This window comes from Prochlorococcus sp. G4PB16, assembly GCF_059772465.1.
This window is the reverse complement of sequence record NZ_CM186289.1, coordinates 231,315-246,953: the sequence shown is the minus strand read 5'-3', so window position 1 is coordinate 246,953 and position 15,639 is coordinate 231,315. Positions and strand designations below refer to the sequence as shown.

Annotated in this window: 21 protein-coding genes; 9 read left to right on the top strand and 12 right to left on the bottom strand. The window is 32.2% G+C overall.

Annotation, left to right across the window (positions count from 1 at the left end; all coding sequences use genetic code 11):
* Positions 1 to 104: 104 nt before the first annotated feature.
* The 3 genes from AC6EIZ_RS01305 to AC6EIZ_RS01295 are packed head-to-tail and all read right to left on the bottom strand — an operon-like array spanning position 105 to position 3,662.
* Complete coding sequence (locus AC6EIZ_RS01305) at positions 105 to 1,109, bottom strand: uridine kinase (protein WP_498511720.1); 1,005 nt, start codon at positions 1,107 to 1,109, stop codon at positions 105 to 107.
* Positions 1,106 to 1,906 carry a mannosyl-3-phosphoglycerate phosphatase-related protein YedP gene (yedP, locus tag AC6EIZ_RS01300; protein WP_498511718.1) on the bottom strand — a complete coding sequence of 267 codons (801 nt, stop codon included), beginning with the start codon at positions 1,904 to 1,906 and terminating at the stop codon, positions 1,106 to 1,108. Before yedP ends, AC6EIZ_RS01305 begins: the two co-directional genes overlap by 4 nt.
* Before the next feature lie 4 nt (positions 1,907 to 1,910).
* Positions 1,911 to 3,662: a sugar phosphorylase gene (locus AC6EIZ_RS01295; protein WP_498511716.1), complete on the bottom strand. Its 1,752-nt coding sequence runs from the start codon at positions 3,660 to 3,662 to the stop codon at positions 1,911 to 1,913.
* A gap of 71 nt (positions 3,663 to 3,733) precedes the next feature.
* Between AC6EIZ_RS01295 and AC6EIZ_RS01290 the strand changes: the two genes are divergently transcribed.
* Positions 3,734 to 4,921 (top strand): glycosyl transferase, encoded by a 1,188-nt coding sequence (locus AC6EIZ_RS01290; RefSeq protein WP_498511714.1) that lies wholly within the window; start codon positions 3,734 to 3,736, stop codon positions 4,919 to 4,921.
* 22 nt (positions 4,922 to 4,943) lie between these two features.
* On the opposite strand, the gene AC6EIZ_RS01285 is transcribed toward AC6EIZ_RS01290, so the two are convergent.
* Positions 4,944 to 5,717, bottom strand: coding sequence for a sulfite exporter TauE/SafE family protein (locus AC6EIZ_RS01285; protein WP_498511712.1), 774 nt, complete (start codon positions 5,715 to 5,717; stop codon positions 4,944 to 4,946).
* Between the two features lie 49 nt (positions 5,718 to 5,766).
* Positions 5,767 to 5,976, bottom strand: a complete 210-nt coding sequence (locus tag AC6EIZ_RS01280; protein ID WP_498511710.1) for a DUF8647 family protein — start codon at positions 5,974 to 5,976, stop codon at positions 5,767 to 5,769.
* 153 nt (positions 5,977 to 6,129) lie between these two features.
* On the opposite strand from AC6EIZ_RS01280, the gene AC6EIZ_RS01275 reads away from it, so the two are divergent.
* Entirely contained in the window at positions 6,130 to 6,324 is a 195-nt protein-coding gene (locus tag AC6EIZ_RS01275; protein ID WP_498511708.1) for a hypothetical protein, read from the top strand.
* Positions 6,325 to 6,448: 124 nt separating this feature from the next.
* Entirely contained in the window at positions 6,449 to 6,847 is a 399-nt protein-coding gene (locus AC6EIZ_RS01270; protein ID WP_498511706.1) for a DUF2862 domain-containing protein, read from the top strand.
* A gap of 4 nt (positions 6,848 to 6,851) precedes the next feature.
* Here AC6EIZ_RS01270 and AC6EIZ_RS01265 read toward each other — a convergent pair whose 3' ends face one another.
* A complete protein-coding gene (locus tag AC6EIZ_RS01265; protein WP_498511704.1) occupies positions 6,852 to 7,139 on the bottom strand; it encodes a hypothetical protein in 288 nt (95 codons plus the stop codon).
* Between the two features lie 135 nt (positions 7,140 to 7,274).
* Here AC6EIZ_RS01265 and AC6EIZ_RS01260 point away from each other — a divergent pair, with 135 nt between their 5' ends.
* A complete protein-coding gene (locus AC6EIZ_RS01260; protein WP_498511702.1) occupies positions 7,275 to 7,442 on the top strand; it encodes a hypothetical protein in 168 nt (55 codons plus the stop codon).
* Between the two features lie 717 nt (positions 7,443 to 8,159).
* Here AC6EIZ_RS01260 and AC6EIZ_RS01255 read toward each other — a convergent pair.
* On the bottom strand, positions 8,160 to 8,666 hold the full coding sequence (locus AC6EIZ_RS01255) for a josephin (RefSeq protein WP_498511700.1): 507 nt from the start codon (positions 8,664 to 8,666) through the stop codon (positions 8,160 to 8,162).
* Positions 8,667 to 8,814: 148 nt separating this feature from the next.
* Here AC6EIZ_RS01255 and AC6EIZ_RS01250 point away from each other — a divergent pair, with 148 nt between their 5' ends.
* On the top strand, positions 8,815 to 10,128 hold the full coding sequence (locus AC6EIZ_RS01250; RefSeq protein ID WP_498511697.1) for an NRAMP family divalent metal transporter: 1,314 nt from the start codon (positions 8,815 to 8,817) through the stop codon (positions 10,126 to 10,128).
* Positions 10,129 to 10,186: 58 nt separating this feature from the next.
* Here the strand turns inward: AC6EIZ_RS01250 and AC6EIZ_RS01245 are convergent, their stop codons facing one another.
* From AC6EIZ_RS01245 to AC6EIZ_RS01235, 3 genes are read right to left on the bottom strand one after another with little or no spacing between them, the layout of a single operon-like run.
* Positions 10,187 to 10,975: an ABC transporter permease gene (locus tag AC6EIZ_RS01245; protein WP_498511695.1), complete on the bottom strand. Its 789-nt coding sequence runs from the start codon at positions 10,973 to 10,975 to the stop codon at positions 10,187 to 10,189.
* Position 10,976: 1 nt separating this feature from the next.
* Positions 10,977 to 11,774: an ABC transporter permease gene (locus AC6EIZ_RS01240; RefSeq protein ID WP_498511693.1), complete on the bottom strand. Its 798-nt coding sequence runs from the start codon at positions 11,772 to 11,774 to the stop codon at positions 10,977 to 10,979.
* Positions 11,771 to 12,769 carry an ABC transporter ATP-binding protein gene (locus AC6EIZ_RS01235; protein WP_498511691.1) on the bottom strand — a complete coding sequence of 333 codons (999 nt, stop codon included), beginning with the start codon at positions 12,767 to 12,769 and terminating at the stop codon, positions 11,771 to 11,773. Before AC6EIZ_RS01235 ends, AC6EIZ_RS01240 begins: the two co-directional genes overlap by 4 nt.
* A gap of 96 nt (positions 12,770 to 12,865) precedes the next feature.
* Here AC6EIZ_RS01235 and AC6EIZ_RS01230 point away from each other — a divergent pair, with 96 nt between their 5' ends.
* A complete protein-coding gene (locus AC6EIZ_RS01230; RefSeq protein ID WP_498511689.1) occupies positions 12,866 to 13,261 on the top strand; it encodes a DUF8680 family protein in 396 nt (131 codons plus the stop codon).
* Here the strand turns inward: AC6EIZ_RS01230 and AC6EIZ_RS01225 are convergent, their stop codons facing one another.
* The gene (locus tag AC6EIZ_RS01225; RefSeq protein ID WP_498511687.1) at positions 13,262 to 13,390 is read right to left on the bottom strand and encodes a hypothetical protein; all 129 of its coding nucleotides are present in this window, start codon (positions 13,388 to 13,390) and stop codon (positions 13,262 to 13,264) included.
* A 97-nt stretch (positions 13,391 to 13,487) separates the two neighbouring features.
* A complete protein-coding gene (locus AC6EIZ_RS01220) occupies positions 13,488 to 14,351 on the bottom strand; it encodes an NAD(P)-dependent oxidoreductase (RefSeq protein WP_498511685.1) in 864 nt (287 codons plus the stop codon).
* Between the two features lie 136 nt (positions 14,352 to 14,487).
* On the opposite strand from AC6EIZ_RS01220, the gene AC6EIZ_RS01215 reads away from it, so the two are divergent.
* The 3 genes from AC6EIZ_RS01215 to AC6EIZ_RS01205 all read left to right on the top strand — a co-directional run bounded on the left by AC6EIZ_RS01215 (position 14,488) and on the right by AC6EIZ_RS01205 (position 15,627).
* Positions 14,488 to 14,706 (top strand): hypothetical protein, encoded by a 219-nt coding sequence (locus AC6EIZ_RS01215; protein WP_498511683.1) that lies wholly within the window; start codon positions 14,488 to 14,490, stop codon positions 14,704 to 14,706.
* A gap of 190 nt (positions 14,707 to 14,896) precedes the next feature.
* On the top strand, positions 14,897 to 15,232 hold the full coding sequence (locus AC6EIZ_RS01210) for a hypothetical protein (RefSeq protein WP_498511681.1): 336 nt from the start codon (positions 14,897 to 14,899) through the stop codon (positions 15,230 to 15,232).
* Positions 15,233 to 15,240: 8 nt separating this feature from the next.
* Positions 15,241 to 15,627 carry a 2Fe-2S iron-sulfur cluster-binding protein gene (locus tag AC6EIZ_RS01205; RefSeq protein WP_498511679.1) on the top strand — a complete coding sequence of 129 codons (387 nt, stop codon included), beginning with the start codon at positions 15,241 to 15,243 and terminating at the stop codon, positions 15,625 to 15,627.
* Positions 15,628 to 15,639 lie beyond the last annotated feature (12 nt).

Below are 15,639 nucleotides of genomic sequence, written 5' to 3'. Positions count from 1 at the left end.
TAGTGTTTAATTAAAGTAAAAGATAAAAGTTAACAAAAGATAAAATAAATAAACCAACAAAACTCATGATATATGTTATTTAATATAGTTTAGGAATATAGAAATTAGTATTGATTAGTCTTTAGTTTTTCAATTCGACGATTTTGATTGATTACGACTGTAGTATCTGAATTAATAAAAGATAAAGATTGTTGTGGAATTGAGCATTGAATCATACGTATAAAGTTAGTTAAATTGTTACCTTTCAATCCTGAACCTTTTATTTTAATCATTTCATTTTCTTGCTCTGATTTCCATAGAATTGTATTATCAAATTTAGAAGACTTAAGATGCCAAATCTTATAAAACTTTTTCCAAATTTCACTATATTTATCCAGTGAATCTTGAATCAAAATACGGTAATCTTTTTCACTCTGAGTTAATGATAAGTTAATTTCTTCACCAGTCAAATCATTTATTTTCAATGAATCTAAAACGGGTTCACAACCAACAAACCACCCTTCCAAAATTAAAACTCTAGGTTTTAATTCACACCACCCTGATCTATCTCCTTTCCCATCTCTTAAAGACTTATCAAAAGTAGGACTAATTAAAACTCCAGTTTTCAAAAATCTATCTATTGAATGATGCAATAAATCTATAGAGTGACTACCCGGGAAACCTCTAGGAACATTCCATGGATTACCATTCATTGCAGCATCCATTTCTTTTCCAGGCAAATAAAAGTCATCCAAAGATATAACTTTAATATCTAAAGATAGTTCTCTTGCAACACTATCAATCCAAAAGCCTAAAGTAGATTTTCCAGAGCCAGGTAGTCCTGAGAAGCCTATTATGATTGGATTATTTATAGAATTTATATAATTCTCTAACAGGGTGAAAAAAGGAAAAGCTAATGACCATTTCCAATCTAATTTTGTATTTGGTTTCCAATATTTATCAATAATAGATTGATTGTTAATCTTAGACCATTTATTAAAAAAAAGAGAGGGGTTAATCGACAAACCTTGTAGGAATAAATGATAAGTTTCTAGCGGGAAAAGGAAATCATCCTTTATTTCCCTTGGGAAAATATCATTGAAATCATAGTTAATTTCGTTATCTATCATAAATCCTTAAAATTATTAATAACGTCTGCAACACTATTTGACCATCCCTCTGCATGTGGAGCATTTGCTAATCTAAAAGATCCATTATCAATTCCATTCTGTAAATACTTATTTGGACCATTTTTACCAGGAATAACAATAGATATATCAGCATATTCAAGTAGAGGAAGATCATTTTGAGAATCACCTAGTGCAATTATCTTTACATCTTTATTCTGTAAGTGCTCCTTTAATTTATTAACGGCTTGGCCCTTATGACTTTCATTAGAAAGCAAGTGACTCATACGGTTTCCCTTGAAAATATGAACATTATAAGAATCACAAAAAGACTTTAATTCTTCATAAATATCATCAGGAGGATTTAAGAATGGAACACTCCACTGCCTATCTAAAGCTCTAACAATACCTTGCTCAGACAAACCAGTAAGTTCAAATATTTGATTATTATTTAAATCATTTAAAGGAATCAAATGGTAATTAAGTTCTTTAGATATATTCATTAATATAAATCTCAATTCCTTATAACTTTTACCTAGGACCAACTCCCACTCAGAAGAATTATTTTCATTAGTCCCATAAATAGCCGCACCATTCTCTACAATAAAAGGATCTGACAACCTATTTTCATTTCTAAAATATCTAACCTCAGAAGCTGTTTTACTTGTACAAGGTATGACAGGAATATTTATTTCTGACAACATCTTCAATGTTTTCTTAGCAGGCGATATGTCATAGTTCTCATCCATCAATGTTCCATCAAGATCTGTAACTATCCAATATCTAGAATTATTTTTCATAATACTAATCAGTTAAAGAGAACCAAGCTACTTGATAGGGATTAAGTTTAAATGTATCAGTATTAAAATGAGAGCCTGTAATATTATCAATTAAACTTTTATTTGAAAATGAATTGCATAAATCAAGTTCATTCAATGGATAAATATCTAAATATTTGTTAGACATATTACAAAATATATAAACACTTTCTTCACCCAAACCTCTTTGAATTATTACACAATTATCAATATTAGTAGAGATACATTTCATACTCGCCTCTGGATGAAAAGCCTTAAGTCTTGATCTAACTTTAACTATGTGAGTAAGATATGAAATATTTTTACTAGCAGGAGAATCAAAGTTCTTTAGAAGCTCAAGTAATTCGCTAGCCTCGAATTTCTCACGATTTAAATCTCTTCTTTGCCCAGTTTTTCTAAAAGAGTCAAGATCATTTGGAGAAGCTAATATCGATGGAAGATAAAAGGCTGGAACTCCTTTTAGAGATAAAGTGAATATCTGACTGAGTAAAAAACGTTCAAATTGTAGTAAAGAGATATCAGCTCCATTGTGAGACATTGCACTCCACCAACTAATGTTTAATTCATATGGTTGATCTTCCCCGTTTGAAAGACGACGATGACTAACTAATCCTCCTCTCTTCTCAGATTCAACCAAGAGATTATGTACTCTATGATCGTCCATAATTCCTTCTAATGCTCTCAAACCAATACCATCGTGAGAAGAAGTAAAATTAAGCAGTGATGTATCCTTTGGCAACTCATTCCAATTGGATAACCAATTATTCAACAAATCTGTTTTACCGGTATAAATAGCTTCTAATAATAAAGGAGGTAAAGTAAAATTATAAGCAAGATTTGCTTCATTACCTTCAATCAAATAAGAAAGATTTTCCTTTTCCGGTACATTAGTTTCAGTAATTAATACAGCCGATGGTTTTATAATCTTAAGGCATTTATTTAAAAGCTTAACTATTAAGTGTACTGGGCCTAAATGTAAACAAGTAGTGTATGGCTCCTTCCAAATAAAAGCAATTGCATCAAGTCGAATCCATTCAGCTCCATTATTTACATATCTAACCAATAATTTCAAAAACTCTAAAAAGATATGTGGATTACTCCAATCAACGTCAATCTGATCCGGTCCAAATGTTGTCCAAACGTTCTTAAAGCCTTGATTAGTATTTATGTTAGTGAAAAGCGATGAATTTCTCGGTCTTATAACTTTCTCCCAAGAATGAGTCTCAGATGGAGCAACAATGTAGCCAATACCGGGATTCTCTGATTTTATAAATTGATGAACCCATGGATGAGAAGAAGAGACATGATTTAAAACTAGATCTGCCATTATTTTGTGCTTACTTGATAAATCCTTTAAATCATTCCAATCCCCAAAAGTATCTTCAATCTTTTCATGATTAGAGACAGCGAATCCTCCATCACTTGTAGAAGGAAGAAATGGTAAAACATGTATGACTGAAGAAAGAGCGCCTAGTCTATTTTTAACGAATTCAGTTAATGTTTTTAATGTTGATTCACCTTTCCTATAAATTGAATCTGGGTATGTAATCAAAACAACACTTGAAGCATCCCAAATTGATTTAATCTCTAATTCATCAGTGTCGTTATTAACACGAAATGGATCGAGAATCTGCAACAATTGTGACCACACTGAATTGATTTCTTGTTCAGAGTGATCAGGATAAATTTCTCTGAGAGACAATCTCAGTTCATCTAATTCACTATCCAACTCAGACACTCTTTAAAGGGAAACAATCATCTCTACCTCATCGTAGCTCCCACCTTGAATCTGTAAAACTTTTTTCTTGAATGGACTTTCAGCAGGGTTTAATCACAACTATTCATGAGTACGGACTAGCAAAAGATCCAGTATCTCAAATAAATAAAGACCTATTAAAAAGGCCAACATCAATACTTATTCCATGCCTATACGAAGAATTCAGTAGGCCAGCATTAAAACTAATAAGAACCACTTTAAAAGAATTAAAAAATTTAAATCAATTAGTCATAGCTTTATCGGCAAATAATCGAGAAGAGGTAGCAAAAGCAAGAGATTTCTTTAAAGAAATGCCATATCCAGTTCACGTCCAATGGACGAATAGTCCCGCGGTAATTGAATTGCTAAAAGACCAAGAGAAGAATGGCCTAGATCTATTAGGTGTTCCAGGAAAAGGATGGGCCGTATGGCAAGGAGTAGGTGTGGCAACAAAAAGCTCTGAGGTTGTAGCACTTTTTGATGCAGATATCAGAACATTCAACTCTAAATATCCAGCAAGAATGTTGGGACCTTTACTTGAAAAATCAAATGGGATTTCTTATGTAAAAGCTTTTTACAGTCGTTTATCTCTTGAGACAAATGCACTACAAGGTAGAGCTACCAGACTATTTGTAGGTCCACTTCTATCAAGTTTGGAACAATTGATGGGGAATGCCCCATTCATCCAATATTTACAGTCTTTTAGATACCCACTCGCTGGAGAATTTGCTTTTACTACTGACTTAGCAATGAATTTAAGGATCCCATGTGACTGGGGCCTGGAGATAGGGCTTCTATCAGAGGTCTATAAAAATGTAAGAATATCAAGAATTGCCCAAGTGGATCTTGGGATTTTCGATCACAAGCATAAAGAAATAGGTTCAAAGGCTAATGAAGGCCTCCAAAAAATGTCTACTGAAATTCTTTCCAGTGTTTTAAGAGGTTTGATGGAACATGAAGCAAGAACACTTACAAGTTCTCAATTAGCAAACTTGGAGGTTTTATATCGAAGAGCAGGAGAAGATAGAGTTAAACAATTTAGTTTAGATTCCTCAGTTAATCAGTTGCCCTACAGTCGACATAAGGAAGAACTAGCAGTTCATACTTTTGGGAAACTATTAAGACCCGCAATAAATAAATTCCTTGAATCACCTGTCAAGCAGCAATTGCCATGTTGGGCAAGGGTTTTAGACTGTGAAAGTAAATTGCAAGATGATTTAGAAAAAGCTGGATGCGTATAAAAAACTTTTAACAAAGTAATACTCATAAAAAGGCTTTGATTAGTAATGAAATTCCAACAGAAAAAGAAATTATTTCAAAAACTACCTTAATAAATTTAGAACCTTTAATTATTGAAAAATAAGCTCCAAAATAGCCACCTAGAAGTGAACCTGAAATCAAAACAGGTATATATTTCCAAATAATATTTCCAGTTAATCCTAAAGAAAGGGCGCCAATACCATTCCAAAAAATTCCAACAAATATCAAGGTATAAGGAACCGCCTCAGAAAAAGATAAGTCAAATATTGTTATCATCCAAATCGTCACAAATAGCCCAGTACCAGAAGAAAGATAGCCATTGACGAAACCAATCATAAAAAGGCCTAATGAGCCGATTAGTATTTTTAACTTACTAATTCGGATTTTTTGATTTGAACTGCCAAGTGTTTTCTGCTTTATTGAGTAAAAGCTCAGAAACAGAGTGAAAAAACCTAATAACGTAGTAGAAAAGTTATTAGGCAAAATGGAAGATGTATAGGCCCCTATTAAAACGCCAGGTATTCCCGAAATTAATATCAAAAAAGCGTATTTTATTTGTAAGTTATTTTTCTTTAAATGTGGGATTGACGCCCCAAAGCCAAGTGCAACACTAGCAACCTTATGAGTTGCTAAAGCTTTTGAGAAAGGTAAGCCAAAAAATAAGAGAGCTGGAAGCTGTATTAATCCTGCGCCTCCTCCAGATAACGCAGAAATGAAATTAGATAAAAATGATATAAATCCCAAAAAGATTTGAGAAAAAATATCAATATTTAACATATAAATCTAAATGAATTCTTTTATACAAAAATCATCTATTATGTATAGACTAAATATTCGTAATAATTTCCCTCCTAATAAGGTCGATACAATTTGGGTGCTCATGAATATATCTATTAAATTCCATTGCAAGTAATCTTGCTTCATAAGCATCACATGCATAAAAGCAATTCTCAAGACGTTGATTATCACAGTTCCTATAATGAACTGTATAAGGCCTTAAGCTTGAAAGTGGGATTTTAAATTGAGTTTGATTCATTTTCAATTTATATTCCTATTTCAGTTATGCATCCATTTTATTTTTTTTTCTACTGATGTCTTGTAACCAATATAAATTAAAATTTATTTATAATTTGATCTTGAATTAAAATTCGACTTATAAAGATTAAATAAATTAGTAGAGATTATTTGCATGCTCAAATTATCTGAAATAGATCTAGGGTCTGCCCTTTTATCAATTTTTATCTTGGTGGGATTTATAGCTACGGCTTTTGTCTTTATAAGACTAACGATAATTGGAATTAATTATGTAAAGGTTAATTATTTAAAAGAAGAAGGAGAGTATAGGGGGAAAAAGGAAAACAAAAACGAAACCAAAGGGTTTTAAAGACTTTAAATATAGAAGAAACAAAGATAGGCTTTTCAACACATAAAGGAATTTTGAGTAAATGGATAGTTAATTCATTGATTCAAAAAATATGTTAATTTAGTAAAATCTAAAGTTATTCATAATGGAAGTAAATCCACTAATACCAATTGGGTCCAAGATAAAAGTAGATAAGTCAAAATTAGAAACTCTGCTACCAAACAAATTATTCGATAACTTACCTCAGATAATAAATGGAGAAATTGTTGATTATAAAATGACCGATGGGATGGGTATTGGATATGTCTTAATTACTGAAAATAATCTAAGAATTTGGATTTTCAACACCGAATTAAACGAACAAACAAGAAAAGAATATAGCTTGGGAGAAACTAAAAAACAGTATAATCCTCAAAATAGTGTTCTCATATTAGGAAAATATAAGGTTGTCTACGAGCTAAATGGAAATAGAGCTATTAAAAAGATAGCCAATCCAATCAATTTAATTAACTGGTTAATATTTACGATGAAAGATATTTTCTAAACTACTAATCAACTTGGCGTTTCATGATAAGAAATAACATATTAGCTATTTTAATTGTTTCTGAAAGTTCCCATCGCTCAAGTCCTTTTTTATTTAGAAATTTACTTAGTTGAATAGCAGGATGATTGGATCCTTCATTTTCCTGATATTGTTCAGGGAATTGATCTTTGAGAAAATCTGGACTTAGTGAACCCTTAAGTTTTTGACTTGCAGCTTCAGGATTGCTCGATTCTTCTTTTATACTTGACGATTCGTCTACGTTTAGATGGACTACGTGATACTCCCATTTCATTATATGATTTCAGATAATAATTATTATACATAATTCAACTATAAAAAATTTGAATATATACAGATTTCAAGAAAGTTAAGAATCGGAAATTAAATCAAAAAAATATTAATATGGAAAAAGCTAATTAAATTAATCGTGGAAGGTTTTGACCCAGCAATAAATTACGGCCCAAATGATGCAGGAATTTCAGCGGTAACAATAATTTTAGGGATTTTTGGCCTTATTGCTATTTCCTGGCTATTTGGAAAAATATATGGACAAGTAGCTAGATTCTTTGAAACAAATAATAAGAATGATTCATAGATAAAAATACATTAAAGAAATTTATATCAATAAAATAATAATATTAGAGGGAAATTATTTTTGAATGAGGTAATAATTTAATATAGTTGTGAATTATTACGAACATAATAACAAAACTAAAATAGATGTAGTATTTTTAGAATTAACTATAAAAAGTATCTTATGTTAGCTTCATTGATGGTTCACGATTGGGCGACGCCATTAAATCTATCGGCTCCGATAGCTGGCATACTCACCATAGGTGGCTTTATGGGGTACTACAGTTTATCTAGGAAGTTTTAAAAATATACCTTAAGAGTAAAGAAATCATAGTAAATACCTATAACTAAATAAGTTGAACTGGTCAAATCTTGATAAATGCCTATATTAAATATGTATGAAATGTAAAAATAAAAAATCCTAAGGAGTTTATGCTTTCCCTAGGTGAGGACTATTTATTGCCGTTGCAGTAAGTCATTCACTTGAACTACCACTATTAGAAGAGTCTAAAAGTAATTCTCTCATAGTTAATTATATACGAAAAGGGTCATACACTTGAAAAAATAAGATATTTAAAAGGTACAGAAACTCATGTATGGGTTAGCAAAAAAGGGGCTACATGGTGGAATTCTTATAAATATATAAAAAATAATGAATGTATAATTTTTCCCTGGGAAAGTATCAATGCAGCTAATAAAGATCGAGATTTATACAATAAATCTCGATCATAAACGATTTTTACCACATCAAATCATTAGATTTATCAACTCTAAATGACAAGTTGTTTGGACTAAAACTCAATAATCCATTTAATTTAGTAGCAAATTCATAAGTATCACCTTTTAATCCTAAATTAATATAATAATTATTGGTTTTTATTTTTTTTCTTAAGTTCAATAAACCAATATATTTTTTCCATAGAATATCATTACTATAATTATAGGCCCATATATCAAAAATATCTTCAATTATGTTAATGGGAATCTCAGAAGAGTAACCAATAATAGAATTATCTAATTTATATCGATCAAATTTAGAATCAAAAGCCAGAATATCTAATGTGCTATTAATTGCTTCTTTAACTTCATTTGCAGCTTCAATACCAAATAATTCCTTTCTATAGCACTCAAGCAATTCAAAACCTGTAGAATTCAAGATATCATCATCCTCAGTAAAGTTAACAAGCCAAAAGCTTTTATCCTCACTGACTCCTGAAGCCAAATATAGGTTAACAGAACTAGTCATTAATTAAAGCCTATAGACACTGGGCAATAAATAGAACTTAGAAAAAGACAATTTAATAAAAAGATATCTAAGTATAAAATAATAATCTTTATGTACTTAAATTGAAAAAATTATTTTTATTGTAAAAATAAACTAACCTCCCAATCAAATGGAAAAAGTAGCCTCAAGTAAATCCATGGGTTATAGAAAAAGCCTTGGCCCTGGAATCCTCTTAGCTGCAGCATGCATAGGCGGGTCACACCTAATGTCATCAACTACAGCGGGTGCCAAATTTGGATTTTCGCTTTTTGGACTTATTTTATTAACAAATCTAGTTAAATATCCTTTTTTACTTGTTGGAACAAGATTTACAGCAGTGACTGGATTATCACTTTTAGAGGGATTTCAAAAACGTAATAAATTTTATTTACCTTTATATTTAATAGTTGGTTTAATTACAGGAACCTTTACTATTTCTGCCGTTAGCTTTGTTACTGGTCTCCTTTTAAAAAATATAGTAATTTTTTCATCCTTTCCTGCTTTAGATTTAGCTATAGGTATATTAATAGTCTGTTCATTAATATTATTTATAGGCCAATATAAAGCTCTTGATAGGATATCTAAAATACTAGTATTTTTGCTTACAGTATTAACATTTTTTGCTGTTATCTCTTTACTTATTAAAGGCCCCGCTGGAGATATCAATATTTCATTCTTGAATAGCAGACCCTCTCCGTGGACTCTCTCAAACCTTGGTTTTCTAATTCCTCTTATGGGTTGGATGCCTGGTCCAGTAGAGCTTTGTATATGGCCTTCATTGTGGATGTTTTCAAGAGCTAAAGAGACAGATCACACAGCCACGTTGAAAGAAGCAGAATTTGATTTCAATCTTGGATATTTCATCACTGTTTTAACTGCAATTTTCTTTCTAATACTTGGTGCATACACAATGTATGGCACTGGCGATGAAATGCTTACAGGTTCAGGAGTTAGTTTTGCTCAGAATTTGATCCGCTTGTATACAGAATCCATTGGTGGATGGGCAAAGTGGATAATTGTACCTGCAGCTTTTGCTGCAATGTTCAGCACTACGCTTACATGTTTAGATGCATATCCCAGGAGCATCTCATCAGCTCATGGTTTGATAACTCGCTCAGACAAGGGTAATAGCTCTACTTTGATTGAAAAGAAACGTCTCAAGAAATGGATAATATTTCATGTTTTTGCATCACTTTGTGCTCTTCTTATTGCCAAATCTGGAGGAATTGGAGTTAAAGACTATGTCTTCGGGGCAATGACCGGTAGTTTCCTGACAGCTCCTTTCTTTGCATGGATGGCTATGGATACTATGAATAGCTCATTAGTCAAAAGTCAATTTCATTACGGAATTGTTCTAAAAACAATTTGCTGGTTTGGGATTTCATTCCTCTCAGTCTTTAGTTTATTATTCATATTCAATTCATTCTTTGGTATTGGACAATAAGCTCATAATTTATAAATATCGTTAAAATAAAAATATTTAATGAAATTAATTAAATAATTTAACTTGAGGCAGAAGTATAATGTTTAAGGGCGAATTTCCAGAAGAGTCTGCTAAAAATAAAAAATAAACTACTTAATATTAGGCCAAAAAATATTATATTAAATTTAAGTTCTCCAAGAATTGCCTCAGCAGGAAAAGTGGTTAAAAAAGCTACAGGTAAAACCAAAGTAAATATGAATCTCAAAATAACAGGATAAGCGGAAATAGGGTATCTACCTGCAGCTAACAAAGCTCTAAGAACTTCTGTAGCATTCCATGTCTTAACGAACCAAATACTTGATGCAGCAATTAGGAACCAAACTGAATAAAGAATAATAAAACCAATCAATAAGGAAATATTAAATACAAATAATGAGTAAATTGAAAAAGATGAACCTGATTGGATAGCCGCCCAAAAAACAATTGAAATTCCTAAAATAATTTCAGGTAATCCTGCAAAAGAAAACTTTTTAACTGATAGCCAAAACTGACTATCAATTGGTTTTAATAAAACATAATCGAGAGTACCCTCTCTAACGTAATTAACGATCTCGGTTAAATTTGGTCGTAAAAGAGCATTCGTTAAACCATCGAGAAAGGTATAAACTCCCTGAATAACTAAGGCTGATTCCCAAGTCCAATCTCCTAATTGCCTTCCTCCAGTAAAAAAAAGGGATAATATAAATACACTTCCCAAAAGAGTTCCCAACATAGCTAACAACTCAATTAAAAAATTTAATTGATATTCAAGTTGAGAAGCAAATGCTGTAGACCAAAATAATCTAATAGTTTTAAAGTAACGCTGCATATTAGGCTCCCATTGCTGTATATCTTTTTACACCAAGTTTCCAAAGAATATTTACAGAAGGTACCAGTATTGAAATCCACAAGATCTGAGCTAAAAAGCCATTAAAAATATCAACTGGCATCCCTGATAAAATCTTTGCTGGAAAATTAATTAGATAGGGAAATGGTGTTAACATTGCCAGTTTTAGAACGTTAGAAGGAAAGGCTGATAAAGGTACTAATAAACCAGAAAGAAAAAGATAAGGAACAAATATTAATCTCTCAAGAGCACTAGATTTTTCAGTCCAAAAGCAAAGTGCAGCGACTAAACTTTGAAGAAGGAAAGCGATAGTAAAAGCAAAGTGAGTAGATAAATACGCCAAAAACAATTGAGGCAGTGAAGGAAGCCAAAAAGATGATGGATTTAATATAAAAAAGGTAATAGCTATGGCTATTGCGAAAGGAAGTCTTGTTGCCTGCTCTGCCAAGTGAGAAGCTACATATCTAAAAAGAGGGTGCAAAGGCTGCAGCAAATATGGAGATAATCGACCAGAGAGAGAATCCTCCTCAAACGAGAAGACGACCCAAACAACTGAAAATTGCCTAACTAGAAAAGCACTTAAAAAATATCTTGCCAACTCTATATCATTTAGACCAAATGAATTACCAACATCATTTTGACTCCAAAGAGAAAACATAATAAATGGTAGTACTCCAGATAGAGCCCATAAAGCTATTTCTATTCGATATTCCAACATATATGCATATTGTGTTGTTAGTAGGGTCTTAATAACCTTGAAAGACAATCCAAATATTCTCAATTGACTTCACCTTTAATAAATAATTCTCCTATCAGTAGATCAATAGGAGGATCACTAATCTCTAAATCGATAATATCGAAATCAGTTAATAGATTGCTTACTACATCTGTCAATTTCTCTCTTGAAACTAATAAACATACAAAACGATCATTTAAATCTTGAATCTCACCATATTTTTCAAATTGTTCACTTGTACATGGTTTTTTCAATTCAACTTTTACCTCTCTTGAGGGTGATAATGAATTAGCCAGTGAATCAAGGTCACCATCATAAAAAAGGTTTCCTTTATGAATACAGATAACTCTTGGACATAATGCTGTTATATCAGCCATGTAATGACTAGTTAGCAAAATTGTCGCACCAGTTCTTTTGTTGTATTCAGATAAAAAACTACGAACTCTAGCTTGAGCATTTACATCTAGACCAAGAGTAGGTTCATCTAGAAAAAGGACAGATGGTTTATGCAACAAGGCAGCAAGAATTTCAGATTTCATTCTTTGTCCTAAAGACAACTTTCTTACAGGTCTTGTAAGTTCTTCTCCTAATTCAAGCATTTCAGCTAATTCATTAATTCTTACTTTTGCTTCGTGGTCAGACAAACCATATACAGCTGCGTTTACATACAAAGAGTCCATGGGAGGAAGGTCCCAAATCAACTGTTGCTTTTGCCCCATAACCAAAGTTATCTCCTTTAGAAAAGCAGGTTGCCTTCGTTGAGGAGAGAAACCTCCAACATCAACTAACCCTGTCGATGGATGAATAAGACCACACATCATTTTTAATAAAGTGGTCTTACCAGCTCCATTAGCTCCGAGAAATCCGACGACCTCTCCCTGTGAAATTTTAAAACTGATATCAGTGACGGCAGGGACGTCATAAGTCTTGCGATCGAAAAAATGCTTAAGAGTACCCTTAAAGCCAGGTTGTTTGTTTGCAACTCGATAATATTTACTCAGCTGATCTACAACGATCAAGTCACTAGGATTATTGTGCAATTAATTTTCAAATGCTTCAACATTAAGATAAAACATTTTTGCCTACATAGCAGATAAAATAAAAGGAGTGAAAAATTTATAGGTTGTTAAAACTAAATGGAAGAACAAAAATATGTAATAGCGATTGCTCTTGCAGAGCAAAATAATAAAAGATTAATGCCTCTTGGAGGAAAAACTTTTTCAGGAGTTGATCCTTTAAGTCAATCGTCTAACAAAGAAGTCGAAAAGATAATACTTGATTTATTACTAAGGATATTTCAAAGAACTACTGAAGGTAGTCTTAAAATAGCAAACAATGAAACTGGATTATTACTAGCAGAAATTAGTTTTGAAAGTATGCATAATAATATTCCGGAAATAAAATCAAATTGGATTAATAGCGGAGATACAAATACTTTAATAGAAAAATTAAAATCAATTTGTTCAAATCTTTGGAGTGTTAAATTCCAAAAGCATGAAGGTATAATGTTTAATGACTTAAAGAATAAATAACTATCCTGAAATCTTTGATTGAGCTTTCTCAGCCTTACGAATAATCTTCTGAGCCTCTTCACGAGACATGCAAGACTCAGCTTTAGTTTGCAACTTTATAAGTTTCGCGTGCTGCTTCTCCAACTTCATAAAAAAATTTAAGAATTAAATAATTATTATAAACATAACATACTTCTTTGTATTTGTAAATACAATAAGTTCTTAAAAACCAATATTTACAATAATTCTAGTGATCTATTCTTTTATTTGAGATATACCTATGAAGAACAGAGATATCTAATTCACCCAAACCAGCCTGCATTAATCGTTGCTCAATCTCTTTTACTTTAGAAGCTATTGGTAAGTCAATATTTATAGATTTAGCCAGATCAATGCCAATAGATAAATCCTTATGATGCAACTTTAATTTAAATCCCAAGGGATGTTTATCAATCAACATTGCTTTTGATCTGTTTTCTAATGGCCATGAATTCGCTGCTCCAACTTTTAAAGCAGAAACAACATCATCCATGGGCAAATCAAGCAATTTCCCTAATTCCATTGCCTCGGCTACTGCGGCATATGTTCCTGCGACTAATATTTGATTAAGAGCTTTGACTTGTTGGCCTTTACCTACGCCATTAAAATAATTAATTGATTTGCCGAGGACATTAAATATATGTTCAAAAGATAAGCACTCTTTTTTGCTTGCACCAATAAACAAAGACAGTGAACCTTTATCAGCTCCCTCTGTCCCCCCTGAAACTGGACAGTCAACATAAAAGATATTTTTTTTAGCTAATCTCTTATGTATGGAGATAGATTTATTAGGACTTATTGTAGAGAAATCAATCACAAAAGATTTCGGCTTTAGTGAGTCTGCTACTCCATTATCTCCAAATAAAACAGATTCAACCGCATTATCATCAGTAACACAAATCAAGAGTCCATCGCAGTCAGTAACAGCCTCTATAGGGTCAACAAAATATTTTCTTTTTTCATCCTTTTTTTGTTTATTTCTCTGATATAAATTCAAATAATAACCATTATCAATAAGTCGCTCAGACATTGGTTTCCCAATAGATCCAAGACCAATAAAAGCTAGTTTCATCAAAATCGGATTTTCATTCAAAACGAACTAAGAGTAATAAGTTCAACAAAGGTTAGAAGTATTACTATAAAAAATTAATATGCTGCCAAAAGAAGAAAATATGATGCGATAATTAAATCATTGAATACTTAAGAAATTGACTAATTTAACAGATTCCAAGAATGCGACACATCATTGGTATCCATTCTTGAAGTATCAAGAGGAATGTGAAGCCGCTGGCAAGGAAGCTAGCGTAAATGATTGGATGAGAGCTTCAGGTCAACTACAAAACAGAATTGATTTTGAAGAAGCGAAGAAAGCTGCTGAGGCAGAGGCTCTTAAAGCGAAGGCTGAGGCTCCCAAAAAAGAGGCTTAAATAATTAATTTTCAAATAAGAAAAAAGTATATTTACCTCTTTAAATAATTAGAAAGATTACTTGAAAATAATAAGGAAATCTTGTGAAGATCTATCAAACTAGTTGCATAAATGTAAGTCATTTTACTAAAGTTATTTACTTAAGGTCCTAGGATATCTTGCCTAAGATCTATATATCTGATCCTAAATAATGTCAGAGACCAAAGCCCTAAATGTACTTATCGCCCCAGAAGGACAACTACAGGGTAATGGACAATTAAGAGAATCCTTTCATGAGAGAAGGGATCGCAGAGGCGCAGATTATCCTATGTGGTATCTCAATTGTTCGTTAGTCAGCAAATTCAATATCACTGAAAAAGAGGGTTATGAAGCAGTTGTAGCGGAAGATGCAACAACAATAGCTTGGCTAAAGCTTCGCTTTGGAGGAGAAAAGTTGAGCAAAGAACTCAATATCGATGAGCTTTGGGAGCATGCAAGTTTGCCCCCTGAACCACCAGAAATAAAAGATATATCAATTCAGAAATAAATAACCTTATGAAGCCTGTTCATAAAATAACTATCCATCATAAACAGGAAGGAAAAACATATACCTTTGAGGTACCTGAAGGTGAGTACATTTTGAGAAATTTCGAATCCAAAGATGAGAATGGCGAAATTATCGGAAATAGGCTTCCTTTCTCTTGCAGAAACGGCTGCTGCTCAGAGTGCGCAGTTAAAATAATTTCAGGAAAAATGGATCAAGAAGCTTGTATAGGTTTGTCTAAAGAGCTTAGAGATAAAGGTTATGGTTTGTTATGCGTTTCAAAAGCTATTGGACCTTTGGAATGCGTGACACAAGAAGAAGACGAAGTCTATAACGCTCAATTTGGTAAATATTTCAAAGGACTGGAAACTCAAGCTGGCAATCCTTTTGATATTTAAAAGCTCTAAATA